The sequence below is a fragment of the Collinsella sp. AM42-18AC genome (assembly GCF_003467965.1).
Taxonomy (GTDB): Bacteria; Actinomycetota; Coriobacteriia; order Coriobacteriales; family Coriobacteriaceae; genus Collinsella.
Window position 1 is genome coordinate 341,520 of record NZ_QSFY01000001.1, and the last position, 15,957, is coordinate 357,476.

Consider the following 15,957-nt stretch of genomic DNA (forward strand, 5'->3'; position numbering starts at 1 on the left):
GTTCTACTCCGCTTCTCCGTCTACATCCAAACCGTCTAAACCAAACTTGTGCTCGACTTCCGCACGCGTGGGAATTGATTGCTGAGCGCCCAGGCGCGACACCGTCACCGCCGAGGCGCGAGCACCCGCCGCCATGCACTCAAAGAGCGGCAGGCCCTCCAGACGAGCCGCCGCCAACGCGCCGATAAACGTATCGCCCGCGGCCGTCGTATCGACCACCGCGCTCGAAAGCGCCGGCATGCGCAGCGGCTCACCGCCATCGCCGAGCGTAACCGAGCCGGCGCCGCCCAACGTGATGACCGCAGCCCCGGCGCCCTTGTCGAGCAGCGCATTGAGCGCGGCGACGCAACTCGCATCATCCGTGGGCAGAATGCCCGTCAGTACCTGGCACTCGGTCTCGTTGGGGCAGACCAGGTCGACCGCTGGCCACGCTCCTGCCGGCAGGTCGCAGGCGGGCGCCGGGTTAAAGATCGTATAGAACCCCAGCTCGTGAGCGCAAGCAAGCGCCCCGGCCGTCGCCGCAAGGTCACATTCGCCCTGGGCGATAAAGACGCCGCCAGCAGCCGGGGCAATCTCGCTGGCATCGCCGTCGAGCTCGTCGGCCACCAAACGCCTCAGTGCGCGGGCAACGTCCTCGCCCGCAAGCGCATGGTTGGCGCCCGGCGACAGCACGATGCGGTTGTCGCTCTCACAGCGAATGATAGTCGCAGTACCGGTCTCCACGTCGTCGAGACGTGTCACGGACTCAACGCCCACGCCGGCATCTTGGAGCCCTGCCACAAGCGCATCGCCAAAGGTATCGCGCCCAACAGCGCCGATCATGCACGTGCGCGCACCCATGCGCGCAGCGGCAACGGCCTGATTGGCTCCCTTACCGCCGGCGTTGGTGATAAAACCGCTGCCATCGACCGTCTCGCCCGCGCGCGGCATGCGCTCGCACGCCACCGAAAGGTCCATGTTCATGCTGCCGAACACCGCAACGATGCTGTGATCCGCCATGGAAACCTCCTCGTCTTCAGGCTTTGCGCCCACCATCGACCAACGATTGTGCACTCTCGCACCCCCTATAACTTTAGTCCACTTTGATGTGGACGCGCGCTTGAGCTTGCGCCAGCAGCAAGCATTCACAGGGGCAGGCAGCTACAATGAATACGTGCTGATTATTCTCGTCATTGGATGATGTTTTATGGAACAATTCTCGCAATCGGGCTCGCGCGGTCGACGCCGCACGGGCAACGAGCCGGCGCCGCACGAACGCGTGAAGGGCGAGCGCCGTGCCAACGAGCCGCGACGCACCGCGAGCCCCCATCGCGCTTCTGCCAACAACGCGGGCCGCGCCAACACTCCCGCCGCGGAGCAGACGCCTGCTCGCCCCAAGTCCCGCTACATCCCTGCGCTCGACGGCCTGCGCACGCTTGCCGTCGTCGCGGTGGTGCTCTATCACCTCAACCTCACGTGGGCTCAGGGCGGCCTGCTTGGCGTCACGATCTTCTTTGTGCTTTCGGGCTATCTGATCACACGCCTGCTACTCAACGAAGTCGCTAAGACCGGCCGCATCGACCTCAAGAGCTTCTGGATCCGCCGCATCCGTCGCCTGGTCCCCGCCGTGGTGACCGTTGTGGTTGTAACCTGTGCGCTGTGCACCGTCTTCAACCACGTGATGCTCACCAAGATGCGTCCCGACATTCTGCCGTCGCTGCTGTTCTTTAACAACTGGTGGCAGATTATGCAGGACGTTTCGTACTTCAACGCCCTGGGCGACCCCTCGCCGCTTACGCACTTTTGGTCGCTCGCCATCGAGGAACAATTCTACCTGGTTTGGCCACCGCTGCTGTTTGCCATGGTGTCCATGCATGTGAGCAAACCCAACACGCGCCGTATGGTCCTGGGACTCGCAGCGGTATCCGCCCTTGCCATGATGGTGCTCTACAACCCTGCCGCCGACCCCAGCCGCGTGTACTACGGCACCGACACCCGCGTCTTCTCGCTGCTGCTGGGCGCCTGGATGGCCTTTATCCCCGATCGCGACCTGGCGCCGGTGTGTCTCGCTCATCGTTTGGGGCTCAATCGCCTGGCTGGCGCCGCCAAGCACGGCAAGAACGCCGAGGGCAAGCCTGGCGAGAAGGCCGACAACGCAGCCGAGACCGTCCCGGCACAGCCGAGCGCCCTCGTGCGCTTTTGGTCCTCGCCCGCATCCATCGATGTGTTGGGCGTCGTGGGTCTGGTTGGCCTTGCCGCCATGGTCGCGCTCACCAACGGCTACACCGCGTTCCAGTATCGCGGCGGCACGCTGCTATGCTCCATCCTCACGCTCATGGTCATCGCGGCCTGCGTGCAGCCCCAGGGAATGGTTGCCCGCGCACTGTCCGCCGAGCCGCTCGTGTGGGTTGGCAAGCGCTCGTACAGCATCTACCTGTGGCACTATCCGCTACTGTTGCTCATGAACCCGGTCGCCAACATCAACGATACGCCGTGGTGGCAGTACATTTTGCAGGTGTTGTTGGTGGTCGCCGTAGCCGAATGTTCATATCGCTTTATCGAGACGCCGTTTAGAAAGGGCGCCTTTGGGCGCACCGTATCCGAGTTCCGCGACGGCATCACCGCGCCCGCCAACTGGGTGCGCGCGCACGTCCCTGTCTGCGCAGCCTGCGCTGTCGTGTTGGTCGTTGCACTGGGCGGCCTGATCTTTGTGCCGGAGACCTCCGCACTGAGCGGTGAGGGCGCCGAAGTCCTCAACAAGGAAGCCAAAAACACCGCGCCCACAGACCAACAGGCGGCCGACGACACCGACAAGGACAACGACGGCTTCCCCGATGGCTCCTACGACCTGTTGATGATCGGTGACTCCGTGTCGCTGCGCGCCGTTGATTCCTTTGACGGCGTGTTCCCGCACAGCCATATCGATGCCGAAAAGGGCCGCCAGTTTGATGCGGGCCGCGCGACATTTGAGGGCTATCTCCAACAGAACCTTGCCGGCAAGATCGTGGTCTTTGCACTGGGCACCAACGGCTTGGTAACCGACGACCAGATCGACGCCATCATGACCGATGCAGGAGATAAGCGTATTGTGGTGTTTGTGAACACGCGCAGCCCGCAGCCGTGGGTTGGCTCTACCAACCAGGCCATCGCCAACGCTGCTACGCGCTACAAGAACGTGCGCGTTATCGACTGGTACGGATACAGTGCCAATCGCAACGACCTGTTCGATGGCGATGGCACGCACCTGTCGACCACTGGCGTGACTGAGTACCTCAACTTGATCCACGATGCAGTCAAGAAGGACCTGCCCGTGCATCCCGAGGATCACGTCAACGATCTGCAGCCGGCGGCCGTCAAGTCTGCCACCGACGCGCTCGTCAATGCGCTCGCTCTCAAGCCGCACAAGCTGGGCACCGACAAGTAACCTGCAGCGCAAACTTCCCACATCCGGAGGGGTGCGCCACGGCAGGCACCCCCTCCGACAGTTAGGGACGTTCCTTATGTGCCGGCACCCAGGGACACTCCTGACACAGCCGAGGAACGCCCTCCTTGCGACCAAATTCTGGGCGCCTCGCCACCCCGAACGTTGTTTCCAAGCCCACACCCGCAGCAAACAACCCAAAATCACTCTTTTCGAGCCGGCTCCAAGGGGTCGTGGACAAAAAGGGGCAAATATGAGTACTGTTACCATTTTAGTAGCAGGCAAAACCACCCAAAATGACGTCCGAGCGACCCCTACAACCCCCTAAAGCAGCCAACCTGACTGGTTTAAGACATATTGGAGCCAATTTTAATGAACATACTATCGGCTATGTCCATTATCTTCTTGGATGTAAATGCTATTCACTTAGCAACAGTACTCATATTTGGCATTTTTTGTCCACTGCCATATAACTAATGCCCTATAGCGGGCAAAAAACAGGCCGCAGTCCATCGCTGCGGCCTGTTCGGAAGCAAAAGTGGGCGTTAAGCGCTGTAGCCCATCGCCTGCAGGACAAACATGACGACCGTGAGCACCGTAATCACGCCGATAGTCGCCCACGTGAGCACGTTCCATACGCGGCCGTTGCGGTTGGCGCCCATAATGTGACGGTCGGCGGCGATAACCACCTGGAACACCAGAACCACGGGCAGTAGCACGCCATTGATGACCTGCGAGGTCATCATAATCTGGAACAGATCGACGCCGGGCATAAGCACCAGCACGGCAGAGATACCGATGATGGCCGTAATGATGCCGCGATAGACCGGGGCCTCGTCCCAGCTGCGGTCGGCACCGCGCTCCCAGCCAAATGCCTCGCAGATAGCGCTCGACGTAACGCCCGGCAGCACGCAGGCAGCCAAGAAACTCGCCGCGACCAGGCCCGAGGCAAACAGTACCGTAGACCACTGACCCGCAATAGGCTCCAGCGCGCGGGCAGCATCGGCAGCATCGCTAATCTGAATACCCGCCGGGAACAACACCGTGCCGGTCGTGATGATAATAAAGCCGGCAATAACATCGGCGGCAAGCGAGCCGCTCACGGTATCAATACGCTGCAGCACGATGTCGTCCTCGCCCGCGTTCTTATCGACCACGTTGTTCTGCGCCAAGAAAATCATCCACGGCGCGATGGTGGTACCGATCGTTGCGACCACGAGCGACACGTAGCTGGGGTCATTTTGAATGTTAGGCACGACCAGGTCGACCGCGACCTCACCCCAGTTGGGGCCAGCCATAAACGCGGCGACGATGTAGGTCACGAACACGCAGCTCACCAGCAGCAGAATCTTCTCGATGCGCTGGAAACTCCCCGACATGGTAAGCATCCACACCAGCAGCGCCACCAACGGCACCGAGATGCTCGCCGGCACGCCAAAGAGGGCAAGGCCGCTCGCAATACCCGCAAACTCCGAAATGGTCACAGCCGTGTTGGCGATCAACAGCGCCGCCATAGCAAGTACACTCTTGCGCACGCCAAAGCGCTCGCGAATGAGCGATGCCAGGCCCTTGCCCGTGACGCAGCCGCAGCGCGCCGCGGTCTCCTGCGTCACGATGAGCAGCACAGTCATGACAGGAAGCATCCACAGCATCTTGTAGCCATAGCTGGCGCCCGCGCTGGAATACGTTGCAATGCCGCCGGCGTCATTGCCCGAAAGCGCCGCCAGCAGACCGGGACCCATAGCGCCAAAGATGGCCGCGATGGTCAACTTTTGCTTGGTGCCCGACTTTTGCTTGGTATTTTGCACGCGACCACCTAACCCATGACTGATATGGCGAGCAGCACCGCGGCGATGCAATACGCCACACACGAAATCATGACGGCAATGACGTTCATGGCGGTGCCCGACGTGTTGAGGTCATGCTCGTCACGCCAGAACAGCACCATCAGGTAAATCACGGCGCTCATGTTGCCAACCAGGCAAATAATGGCAGCGATATTAAAGCACCCGGTAAAGAGCTGCTCCTCAAACATGGGCGCATCGAGGAACGCAGCGGTGCGCACCAGCTGGGCGCACAGGTAGGTCACGAGCGACAGAATCAGGCCCATGCCCGTGCTCTGGAAGAAGAACCCCAGATACGGCTTGGGCTCGTCGTCGTGACCGTCATACTCCAGGAAGTAGTTCTTGACGAACGACACCATGCGCGAGGCCGCCAGCAGCACGAGCGGCATGGCGCACATGGGGAACACCACCAGATGCGCGGAGCCGAGCGCCGTTCCCAGCACGGTCGCCATGATGCACGACGCGATGCCCCATACAACAACCCAGTACTGGCGATGCACGAACCAGCTGAGCACGTTCGTCGAGTCGTCCGACGCGCTGTCGCCCGAGCCGACACCGGCGATCTGCAGGTCCTCCTGATGCTCCTCGGCGATAACGTCCATGGCGTCGTCGAAGGTTACGATACCCAGGATATGACGGTTCTCGTCGCAGACGGGGATAGCGACCAGGTCGTACTTGGTCATCTCGTCCGTCACGTCTTCCTGGTCCTCGTCGGGCGACACGTAGACCAGGTCGCGATAGGCCAGCTGACCCAGCGTGGCGTCGCGGTCGGCTACGATCAGCGTGCGCAGCGAAAGCACACCGGTCAGCATGCCGCTCGGATCCTCGGTATAGACGTAGTAGACGCTCTCGAAGTCCTCGTCGAGCTCGCGAATCGCCTCGATGGCGTCACCGACCGTTGCCGTGGCGGGCAGGGAGACAAACTCCGAGGTCATGATGCGGCCGGCGGTGTTGTCCTCATACCCCAGCAGGTTACGAATCGCCTTCTCCTCCTTGACGCCCATCAGGCGCAGGAGCTTCTCGGCCTTCTCGTAATCAAGCTCGTCGATCAGGTCGGCAGCGTCGTCCGGGTCCATCATGGCCAGCATCGACGATGCGTCCGTGTCGGACAGGCCCTCGAGCATCTCGGTCATAAGCTCGTCGTCATCGAACTCCGAGATAGCTTCGGCTGCCTGGGCGGTATCGAGCTGCGCAAACACCTGCGCACGTAGGCGCGGGTCGAGCTGCTCGATAATGTCGGCGATGTCGGCAGGGTGCAGCTCGCCGAGCGTCTTGTGCGACACCGAGAGTTGGATGTTTTTAGTCGAGCGGTCGAGCAGGTCCATGTAGGACCAAGCGATGATGTCCTCGCTGAGCGGCTTGCCCAGGTGCTTCATAAAGCCCTCGACGACGTGCTCGAGTGCGGGGCTGATCGCGCGCAGCAGACCGCGGGCACCGACCTCGGCACCCAACAGGCGCAGCTGGTTTTCGCCCGACATGGAAAACTTGATGTCGTTGACGCGCACGACCTTCATGCCCTGCGTGTCGACGATCTGCTTATTGAGCACGTCGCGCGCCAGCAGGAGCTCGGTCGGCTGCAGGTACGAGAAGCGAATATTGGTGGCAGACGTGTTGAGATACACGCCCGTCTCGTCGATACGGTCGACCCATTTGCGCCAGCTGATCATAAACGGCGTCTTGCCGGGGCCGCGGAACGCGAGCGACGTCACGTGCGGAAAAACTTCGCCGGTAGCAATGCCAAAATCGTTGACCACGCCGAGCTTTTCGCCGTCGACGTCCAAGACCGGCAATTTGAGCATCTCACTCAGATAATTCAATGGTGCTCCCCATCATTATTCCTCCGGACGCGGCCGCGCGTGCGGCGTCCGGGGGCTTCTGGATATGTATACGCATGCGCGGGCGGCACGCCGCTCGACGCTTACACCCCGTGCATGCGCAAAAAGCACCTGCATGGGGTCATCGACTGTATGGTCGAGGTTTGGATTTCACCTGTAACCTTTCTCTTGACCCTCATTAACCGCAGTAACTATAGCATCAGCATCGCCCTGCGGCATCGAATTTATGCGCTGCACATTGCAGGCATACCAAACGCTGACGTATCCGTGACATAGCCCTTGGGGACGTTCTTAAACGACTACCCAATGACTACTCTGTGGTGTCATCGTCCTCGGCAAGTTGGGGGAACACGGCGTCCTTGGGCATGGTGACCTTCGTCAGCGAGGTGAGCTTTTTGCTGAGCGATGTGTCCGTCTTGACCAGGTCGCTGAGCGTCACGATCTTGTATCCGTCGGCGACAAGACCGTCGATAATCTGCGGCAGCGCCTCGAGCGTCTGCTCGGCGCATTCGTCTCTATCGGTGAGCAGCACGATATTGCCCGGCGTCACCGAATCGAGCACCGTTGAGACCTGCTCGTCGGCACCGTTGAGCAGCCAGTCGCCCGAGTCAATATTCCACGAGACCACGGCGGAGACCAGGTCCATCGCATCAATCCAGTTTTGCTCGTCAAAGGCAGCGTAGGGAGCACGCAGCAGCATCGTCTTCACGCCGGTCGCCGACTTAATCGCATCGGTGCCTTTCGTGATCTGTTCGCGTACCGTCTCACGGTCCTGACCCTTGAGCGAATCGTCGCTGTAGCTGTTGGATCCGATCTCGCACCCGGCATCGACAATCGCCTTGGCCGTGGCAGGCGAGGCCTCGGCCGCATCGCCCGAAAGGAAGAACGTCGCGGTAACGCCCTTTTCCTTGAGCACCTGCAAGATCTGTTTGGTGGCGCCGCTCGGACCCTCGTCAAACGTCAGCGCCACGTACTTTTTGTTGCCCTTGGGCGCCACGCTGGCGCACGCAACGACGCAATCGGTGGCGGGCACAACCTCGCCGCGGTCCTGCGTCTTGCCCGACTGCTCACCAACCCACACCTCGGAGCGGCCCTGGACACCCCATGTCTGCACATACTCGATAGCGCCCGTGCCCTCGACCTTGAGCTTGGGCTCGATAACCGTAGCCTGAACCTCGTGCTTCTCGTAGGTGTTACGGCCATCCTTGACCGTCACCTTCTCGCCGCCCTCAAGTTCGCGGCTATCCCATTTGCCCTGTTTTATGCGCTTGCCGTCCACCTTAACCGACAGCTTTTCGCCGCCATGGCGCTTGAGCACGCTGTCATCGACGGCCAGCAGGTCGCCTGCGTCGTAGGTATCGGTCAACTCCTGGTCGTCGATGAGATTCTGCAGCGTAGAGCCCACGCGCACCGCGGTCTTTTGCCCGTTGAGTTCCACGTCCACGCTGCGGTTGACGTAGCCCACGACGGCAGCGATAAACAGCACGAGCGCACAGCCCACGGCAATGAGCGCATAGGGCAGACGGGACGGTCGGCGCGGCGAGCGCCCGTTGCCGATGCGCGCGCTGCGGTCGCTAAACCCGCGGCTATGGTTGAGGTACATCGCGCCGGGCTTACGGCGGCGACGGCGCTGACCGCTGGGCAGCTGCCCCAGGTCGCGGCGCGCCGTCGGACGCGCACCCGAACGCCCGTTTAAGTTGGATCCGTTTTGGCGCATGTGCCCTCCCCCATAAACACAGCAAGCCGGAGCAACAGGTCTCCGGCTTGCCTCCCATCATTTGGTACGTCGCTATTTTGTAGCTTTTGACGAGCCTCCGCTCGCCTTTTGGTATTCGTCCTTAAAGGCCTTGAACATGCCGCGCGTCTTGCCGAGCTGCTTGCCCAGTGCACGACTGCCTTTGTCCACGGCGACCGATCCCTTGTCGTCGAGCACCTTGGCGCCCTTTTTGACCTTGTCGCCCACCACGACGCTGGCCTCGGCGGCCTTGGCGGCCGCACCGCCCGAATACCCAAGCGACTTGACCTCGTCCGAGACGACCATCGCACCGTTCTCGTAGCCGCGTAGCATCGTCGGCGGCACCTGCGTGTCACCAACCAAAACACTCGAAGCAGCACCGGCGGTCACATAGAATGCCTGCACGATGCCCGAACGTGGCTTGAACTCAACGTCCGAGCAATAGCCCACGACGTCGCCCGATTCCGTGCGCACGTCCATACCGACCCAGATGATGCAATCGTCCAGGTTGATGTCGAGGCGCTTGGCGGCGGCGGCATCGTACGTGTCCTTGACGTCATCGACCGCAATGGCGCCCTCGTAGACACCAATGGCGTCGAGCGCTACGAATCGATCGGGACGCTCGATCATGCCCGCGATATCGGACTGGCGGACCATAAAGCCGACCACGCGCGTACCGCCCGGGGTAAAGACCGGAAAGTGAATCTTTCCGAGCTTTTTAGGGCTGCGCGGCGTGCCGTCCTTTTTGGTGCGCTTGTCCTCGGTAGGCTTGCGATAGATCTTGGCGCCGACAAAATCCCCGGCGCGCATTATGCCTCGGTCGAGGGCTCCGCAGCCTCGGTATCAGCCTCGACGGCGTTTTCGACCACGACGTCGGCGGCAGGCGTCACGTTGCCGCCCGAAATGGCGTCGTTGAGTTGCTCGCGCAGCTGGTCCATGCGCTCGCGGGCCAGGTCGACCTTGGCGCGCAGGTCGTCGGTCTTGGCGTCGACCATCGGGCCAAAGTCATTCACCGCAGCACGGGCCTCCTCGGCGCTGTGCTCGTAGGTGTCGCGCATATTGTCCCAGGCGTCGTTGGCGATATCGGCAGCCATGGCGCGGGTCTCGGCGCCCGAGCGCGGGGCCAGAGCAACACCGATAATAGCGCCGGCAGCGGCACCAAAAAGTGCGCCGGAGACAAAGCTGAAAGTCTTACCCATGATCATTCCTCTCCTGCGGGCACGTCGGTGCCCACCGTTTGAATGCTGTCCATTATACCCGCAGCGCATCACTTGCCGCTCCGCTCATCTGCGTACGGCAAAGGCGCAGGTACGTGATGGCGATAAACGCGTAGGCCTACTCCTGAGGCATAGCCGGCATGGCCACCGTGGCACCCGGGTCCTCGCCGGCGCCGTCCACGAGCGGCAGGCCGCCCTCATGCGCAGGTCCTACCGGAACCGTCGCAGCACCGCCAAAGACGGCAGCGGAGGCCTCGTGGTTCTCGGCAACCGCGCCCTCGGTATCAATCGCCACCTGGGGCTCGTCGTCAAAGTTGGGGGCGCCCTGGGGCTCGGTGGGAACGGGCTCGGCGGTCGCATCGGCAACGGGCTCGGCGTCGACCGGCACATCGCCCTCGTCAGCACCCTCGTCCTCGGCAGCATCTTCGCCGTTCGCAGCAGCGACGGCCTCGTGAGGATCCTTGCCCTCGGCCTCGGCGCGCATGCCCAGCACCAGGTTGCGCAGGCCCGCGACCGTGCCTTCCACGTCGGGGGCAGGCTGGTCGGCGTGCAGGTACGCCCAGTCCATCATAAAGGTGGCCGACGACAGCGCACCGATGGCCAGTGCGTCGTCGGGGCACGAAAGCTCGACCTCAAAGACACGCTCGTCATGCTCGCTTACGCGCGTGCGGCCGCACGAGATGCTACCGGCAAGACCGGTCTCGTTCATAAGCTCGACCGTCACGTGCTCCAGCAGGTGGCAGAGCTCGGTCTGACCCATGCAGTCCTGGAACTCGCGGCCGGAATCGCCCAGGCACAGGTGCTTGGCAATCGCGGGCACCAGGTAGTACACGCGCGCCGTGGCCTCGATGTCCTCCGAGGTCATGAGCGGCATGCCGGGGTTCACCAGCACATGCGCGCAGATCTTGTCCTCACTGACGGTGACCTTAAGGATGTTGAACAGGCCTGCCATAACTCTCCCCTACTCTTCCTTGTCCTACTCGTCGCCGTCGTGCGGATTCGCGGAACCCGCACCCGACGTCGTCGGCTCGTCTACCGAAGACTCGGAATCCTTCTTATCGGTTTCGGCCGGAGCGATCACGCGAATGAGCGAGATGCGCTGGCCACGCATCGACTGCACTTTAAACTTGTACCCCGCGACCTCAAACACCTCTCCGATGTCGGGCACCGAGTCGCAAAGCTCCAAAATCCAGCCGGCGATGGTCTCATAATCATCGCTTTCCTCGAGCGGCCAACCAAGCTCAATCGCGTCATCGCACGAAAAACGCCCATCGACGAGCCACTCGCGGCGCGAAAGGCGCGTGAGGTACTTGTTGTCGGGGTCGAACTCGTCCTCGATCTCGCCCACGATCTCCTCGACGATGTCCTCGATGGTGATGATGCCGGCCGTGCCGCCGTACTCATCCACGACGACCACGATCTGGTCGTGCGAGGTCTGCATCTCGGACAGCAGCGGCAGGATGTCCTTGGTGTCGGGCACAAAGGTGGCGTCGCGCAAAAAGCCGGCGATGGGCTGGTCGCCCTTGCCGTCGAGCGCGGGCTGGATCAGGTCCTTGATGTGCGCAATGCCCGCGACGTTGTCGGGATCCTCGTGATAGACGGGGATGCGGCTAAAGCCGGTCTGGCGCATGGTGGACAGCACGTCGGCGACCGTCTCGTCGTCCTCGCACATGGTGGTGTCCACGCGCGGCACCATGACCTCGCGGGCAACGGTGTCGCCCAGATCGAAGATCTCGTGGATCATGCGCTTTTCCTCGTCGAGCAGGTCGTCCTGCTCCGAGACCATGTACTTGATCTCTTCTTCCGAGACGTTCTGACGGTCGTCGGCGCTCTTGATGCGCAGGATGCGGGCCAGGCCGTCGGAGCAAGCGCCAGTCAGCCACACGAGCGGACGGGCGATCTTTTGGAAAAACGACAACGGTCCCACGACCTGCTTGGACACGCCCTCGGCATTGGCCAGGCCGATGCGCTTGGGGACGAGCTCGCCGATCACGATGGACACAAAGGCGACGGCGACGGTGATGATGACCGGCGCCAGGCCGCGTGCGATGGCGGAAAGCGGCGCGATGCCAAAGCTCATGAGCCACGTGGCGAGCGGGTCGGACAGGCTCGTCGAGGCGACGGCGGACGAGGCGAAGCCCACGAGCGTGATGGCGACCTGGATGGTAGCCAACAGCTGATCGGAGTCGGCGGCGAGCTGGACGGCGCGCTCGGCGCGCTTATCGCCCTCCTCGGCATCGTGCTCCAGCACGGCGCGTTTAGCCGTGGTGAGAGCCATCTCGGACATGGAGAAGTAGCCGTTGATAAGCGTTAAAACGAGCGTGGTAATAAGGGAGATGGTTATGTCCATCGGGAGTTTCTCGAACCTCCAAGATTCGGGACGTTGGGTAGTAAGCGTAGGTGACGGATAGGGCAATTGCGCCGGTCGCCCGTGCGAGCGGGGCCGTGGGCGCGGTCGCTAGATTACGAAGAGGATCACCGCCATGAACTGGAAGATGCTGCCGGCGAGCACCCACAAGTGGAAAACACTGTGCAGATAGCGCACGTTTTTGGCGATATAGAACGGCACGCCCGCGGTGTAGCACACGCCGCCGACGGCGAGTAGGGCAAGTGCCACGGGGTTGAGCAGCGCCACAAGTTCGGGCAGCTTAAAGACAACGAGCCAGCCCATCAGCAGGTAGACCAGGCCGCTTACCCAGTGCGGTTGACGCTCGCGCATAAAGCACTCGAGGGCGATGCCGATAATGGCGATGGCCCATACGGCAAAGAACAGCACAGCGCCGCCGTCGTTTGCGAGCGTGATGAGGCAAAACGGCGTATAGCTGCCGGCTATGAGCAGGTAGATGCAGCTGTGGTCGATGATGCGGAACACGCGCTTGGCGCGCGCGGGTTGAATCGCATGGTAGAGCGTGGAGGCTAGGTACTCGAGGATGATGCTGACGCCATAGACAATTGCCGCGGCCATGTGGGCCGGGCCACCGCCGCGCAGTGCAGCGAATACGATCAGGAGCACCAGACCCGCGATACCCAGCAAGCAGCCGACACCATGGGTGACGGAGTTCATGATCTCCTCGCCCACCGTGTAGTGCGGAACGGCCGCGATCTTGGGTCGCGGCTTGGAACTGTCGCTCGAATCGGACATGCCGGTTACATCCTCCAATGTAAAGAGTTCTCAACACTATATCAAAGCGTCTGGGTACGTGCGAAATTTGCACCATACGTGACCCTTTGTTTACCCATTCTTTGCTTGTTGACGCATCAACGGCGAACATCCATAATGCGCTTGTTTTAAATGTTGATGTATTAACATCTTATAGGAGAATACCGCATGGCTCAAAACGAACATTCCCATCGAAAGCTCAAGATAGCCGGCATCGTTGCACTGGTGGTTGTCATTGTGCTGCTCGGATTTGCCGGCAACTTTCTGTTTGACTTCGCGCTGAATCCCCGCGCGCCATACACCATGAAGATGATGCAGGACGGCAAGGACGACAAAGAAAGTGAGCAGCCGGATGCCGAGGGAACCGAGGCGCGGGCATGGTTTAAAGAGAACCGCGAGAGCAGCAGCCTCACCGCAGATGACGGAACCGAGCTCTCCGCTTGGTATTTTGCCGCCCCAGAGAGCACGCACAATTACGCTATCTGCCTACACGGATACACCGATGAGCCCATCGGTATGGCCCGATACGCCAAACGATTCCATGACCGCGGCATGAACGTGCTCGCGCCTGCCGCCCGTGCCCACGAGCGCTCCGGCGGCGACTATATCGGCATGGGCTGGCCCGAGCGGCTCGATGTCGTTGCATGGATTGGGCGGATCGTTCAGGCTGACCCCGAGGCGCGCATCCTGGTCTTTGGCGAGTCGATGGGTGCGGCAACCGCCATGGACGTCGCGGGGGAATCTTTGCCGTCCAACGTGAAATGCATTATCGAGGACTGTGGTTATACGAGTGTTTGGGACGAGTTTTCTCTGCAGCTCAAGGACGTGTTCGGCCTGCCCAGCTTTCCCTTGCTCGATGTAGCAAACTTGGTGTGCAACGTGCGCGCGGGCTACGACTTTCATAAGGCGAGCAGTGTGGAGCAACTCAAACACGCGACGGTTCCCATGCTATTTATCCACGGCGACCAAGACACCTTTGTACCGTACAGCATGCTCGACCAAAACTACGAGGCGTGCGCCAGCAAGGTCAAGCAAAAGCTCACTATCCACGGCGCCACCCATGCCAAGAGCGCGCAAGTCGACCCCGAACTCTACTGGAACACGGTCGACAGCTTCCTCGACGAGAATTTTTAGGCAAATAGTACGGTTTACTTGTCTATCTGACCCCCTGTTTTCGGAAGTGCGGGGAAATCGCACGAAGCCCGACCAGACCACAGTTTTACCAACAATTTATCAGGGGTTTTGTTGTCAAAAAACGGTTTGTGGTCGGCGGTATTCGATTTTTCACCGCACTTCCGAAAAGCCGCCCGTGGGCACTGTGCTCGCGGGCGGCTTTTACTAACGTTGCACTACAAAAGCGCTTGATATGTCCAATAGTTAGGTGCTACTTGACCTCGATGAGCTCGTACTTGCTCGTGCCCAGGCCGATCTTCTCGGCATGCGCGATGCACGCGCGCCAGTCGGTGTCGGGATGCGTGATGCAGAAGGGATCCTTGGCCTGCTCGCCCTCCAGATGCTCGTGATTATGCTCCATCTTGGCCGCGCTGTCGGTAAGCTCGGTGTTAGGCAGCGGCTCGGATGCCAGGACGGCGTCGGCGCAGGCCTGGTCGATGGCGACCGGGTCGAAGCTCGCGAACATGCCGATGTCGTTGACGATGGGCGTGTCATTCTCGGGATGGCAGTCGCAGTTGGGGCTGATGTCCATGGCGAGCGAGATGTGGAAGCTCGGGCGGCCGTCGACGATGGCCTTGGTGTACTCGGCGATCTTGTAGTTGAGTACGTCGGCCGCGGCATCATAGTCGGGCTTGATGCAGTCCTGGTTGCACGCCGCAATGCAGCGTCCGCAGCCCACGCAGCGATCGTGGTCGATGGCAGCCACGCGAACCGTGCGGGTGCTGCCGTTGGCAAGCTCGCGCTCGCGCGTGTCGTCAAACGTGATGGCGTTGTGCGCACAGATCTTTTCGCAGGCACGGCAACCTACGCAGTTGGTGGTATCGACGCTCGGCTTGCCGGCGGCATGTTGTTCCATCTTGCCAGCACGACTGCCGCCGCCCATGCCCAGGTTCTTCATGGCGCCGCCAAAGCCGGCCTGCTCATGGCCCTTAAAGTGGGTGAGGCTAATCACGATGTCGGCGTCCATGAGCGCCTGACCGATCTTTGCCTCGCGCACGTACTCACCGCCCTCGACCGGGACGAGCGCCTCGTCGGTACCCTTGAGGCCGTCGGCGATGATGATCTGGCAGCCCGTGGCATACGGGGTAAAGCCGTTCTGGTAGGCGGTATCGATGTGCTCGAGCGCGTTTTTGCGGCTGCCCACATAGAGCGTGTTGCAGTCGGTGAGGAAGGGCTTGCCGCCCAGCTCCTTCACGACGTCTGCGACGGCGCGGGCGTAGTTGGGGCGCAAAAAGCTCAGGTTGCCCAGCTCGCCAAAGTGAATCTTGATGGCGACAAACTTGTTCTCGAAGTCGATCTGCTCAATGCCGGCGCGGCGAATGAGGCGCTTGAGTTTGTCGAGCTGGCTCTCGCGAGCATGCGTGCGCAGGTTGGTGAAGTACACCTTTGCCGGTGCTGCGGGTGCGGTTGCGGTCATAGATATATCCCCTCGGTCTATATGGCGTTACAGACATAGAGGATGGTACCCGGTGAAGTGGGGTTGAAGTCAAGCACGGCCACTCATTGGGGACAGACTTTAATGGGTGCCGTCAGGGACAGTCCTTGCCAGCCCGGCCGGCGAGCCGGCGAATCGGCAAAGACCGTCCCCGATGA

General features: G+C 61.3%; 12 protein-coding genes. 2 read left to right on the forward strand and 10 right to left on the reverse strand.

The annotated features are described in order from the left end of the window. Positions 1-3 precede the first annotated feature (3 nt). Positions 4-999 carry a ribokinase gene (locus tag DW913_RS01380; RefSeq protein ID WP_070097149.1) on the reverse strand — a complete coding sequence of 332 codons (996 nt, stop codon included), beginning with the start codon at positions 997-999 and terminating at the stop codon, positions 4-6. Positions 1,000-1,186: 187 nt separating this feature from the next. Here DW913_RS01380 and DW913_RS01385 point away from each other — a divergent pair, with 187 nt between their 5' ends. Further along, positions 1,187-3,403: an acyltransferase family protein gene (locus DW913_RS01385; protein ID WP_117564513.1), complete on the forward strand. Its 2,217-nt coding sequence runs from the start codon at positions 1,187-1,189 to the stop codon at positions 3,401-3,403. 542 nt (positions 3,404-3,945) lie between these two features. On the opposite strand, the gene DW913_RS01390 is transcribed toward DW913_RS01385, so the two are convergent. From DW913_RS01390 to DW913_RS01425, 8 genes are all read right to left on the reverse strand, one after another. Next, positions 3,946-5,142, reverse strand: a complete 1,197-nt coding sequence (locus tag DW913_RS01390) for an Nramp family divalent metal transporter (RefSeq protein ID WP_006235731.1) — start codon at positions 5,140-5,142, stop codon at positions 3,946-3,948. Between the two features lie 74 nt (positions 5,143-5,216). Beyond that, positions 5,217-7,061, reverse strand: a complete 1,845-nt coding sequence (locus DW913_RS01395; protein ID WP_117564512.1) for a magnesium transporter — start codon at positions 7,059-7,061, stop codon at positions 5,217-5,219. Between the two features lie 328 nt (positions 7,062-7,389). Then, positions 7,390-8,796, reverse strand: coding sequence for a polysaccharide deacetylase family protein (locus DW913_RS01400; protein ID WP_233502635.1), 1,407 nt, complete (start codon positions 8,794-8,796; stop codon positions 7,390-7,392). A 72-nt stretch (positions 8,797-8,868) separates the two neighbouring features. Continuing rightward, complete coding sequence (locus DW913_RS01405) at positions 8,869-9,624, reverse strand: hypothetical protein (RefSeq protein WP_055252569.1); 756 nt, start codon at positions 9,622-9,624, stop codon at positions 8,869-8,871. Further along, a complete protein-coding gene (locus tag DW913_RS01410; RefSeq protein ID WP_099432470.1) occupies positions 9,624-10,013 on the reverse strand; it encodes a YtxH domain-containing protein in 390 nt (129 codons plus the stop codon). Before DW913_RS01410 ends, DW913_RS01405 begins: the two co-directional genes overlap by 1 nt. Before the next feature lie 136 nt (positions 10,014-10,149). Next, positions 10,150-10,983 (reverse strand): hypothetical protein, encoded by an 834-nt coding sequence (locus DW913_RS10115; RefSeq protein WP_233502314.1) that lies wholly within the window; start codon positions 10,981-10,983, stop codon positions 10,150-10,152. Positions 10,984-11,007: 24 nt separating this feature from the next. Further along, positions 11,008-12,381 (reverse strand): hemolysin family protein, encoded by a 1,374-nt coding sequence (locus tag DW913_RS01420; protein ID WP_117564511.1) that lies wholly within the window; start codon positions 12,379-12,381, stop codon positions 11,008-11,010. 108 nt (positions 12,382-12,489) lie between these two features. After that, on the reverse strand, positions 12,490-13,173 hold the full coding sequence (locus DW913_RS01425) for a hemolysin III family protein (RefSeq protein ID WP_199407916.1): 684 nt from the start codon (positions 13,171-13,173) through the stop codon (positions 12,490-12,492). Between the two features lie 186 nt (positions 13,174-13,359). Here DW913_RS01425 and DW913_RS01430 point away from each other — a divergent pair, with 186 nt between their 5' ends. Beyond that, on the forward strand, positions 13,360-14,325 hold the full coding sequence (locus DW913_RS01430) for an alpha/beta hydrolase (protein WP_117797342.1): 966 nt from the start codon (positions 13,360-13,362) through the stop codon (positions 14,323-14,325). Between the two features lie 250 nt (positions 14,326-14,575). Here the strand turns inward: DW913_RS01430 and DW913_RS01435 are convergent, their stop codons facing one another. Then, positions 14,576-15,781 (reverse strand): DUF362 domain-containing protein, encoded by a 1,206-nt coding sequence (locus DW913_RS01435; RefSeq protein ID WP_117637173.1) that lies wholly within the window; start codon positions 15,779-15,781, stop codon positions 14,576-14,578. Positions 15,782-15,957 lie beyond the last annotated feature (176 nt).

Coding starts and splice junctions, on each gene's coding strand:
- DW913_RS01380 (WP_070097149.1), bottom strand. CDS start 999: ATGGCGGATCACAGCATCGTTGCGGTGTTCGGCAGCATGAACATGGAC.
- DW913_RS01385 (WP_117564513.1), top strand. CDS start 1,187: ATGGAACAATTCTCGCAATCGGGCTCGCGCGGTCGACGCCGCACGGGC.
- DW913_RS01390 (WP_006235731.1), bottom strand. CDS start 5,142: ATGGGTCCCGGTCTGCTGGCGGCGCTTTCGGGCAATGACGCCGGCGGC.
- DW913_RS01400 (WP_233502635.1), bottom strand. CDS start 8,796: ATGCGCCAAAACGGATCCAACTTAAACGGGCGTTCGGGTGCGCGTCCG.
- DW913_RS01405 (WP_055252569.1), bottom strand. CDS start 9,624: ATGCGCGCCGGGGATTTTGTCGGCGCCAAGATCTATCGCAAGCCTACC.
- DW913_RS01410 (WP_099432470.1), bottom strand. CDS start 10,013: ATGGGTAAGACTTTCAGCTTTGTCTCCGGCGCACTTTTTGGTGCCGCT.
- DW913_RS10115 (WP_233502314.1), bottom strand. CDS start 10,983: ATGGCAGGCCTGTTCAACATCCTTAAGGTCACCGTCAGTGAGGACAAG.
- DW913_RS01420 (WP_117564511.1), bottom strand. CDS start 12,381: ATGGACATAACCATCTCCCTTATTACCACGCTCGTTTTAACGCTTATC.
- DW913_RS01425 (WP_199407916.1), bottom strand. CDS start 13,173: ATGTCCGATTCGAGCGACAGTTCCAAGCCGCGACCCAAGATCGCGGCC.
- DW913_RS01430 (WP_117797342.1), top strand. CDS start 13,360: ATGGCTCAAAACGAACATTCCCATCGAAAGCTCAAGATAGCCGGCATC.
- DW913_RS01435 (WP_117637173.1), bottom strand. CDS start 15,781: ATGACCGCAACCGCACCCGCAGCACCGGCAAAGGTGTACTTCACCAAC.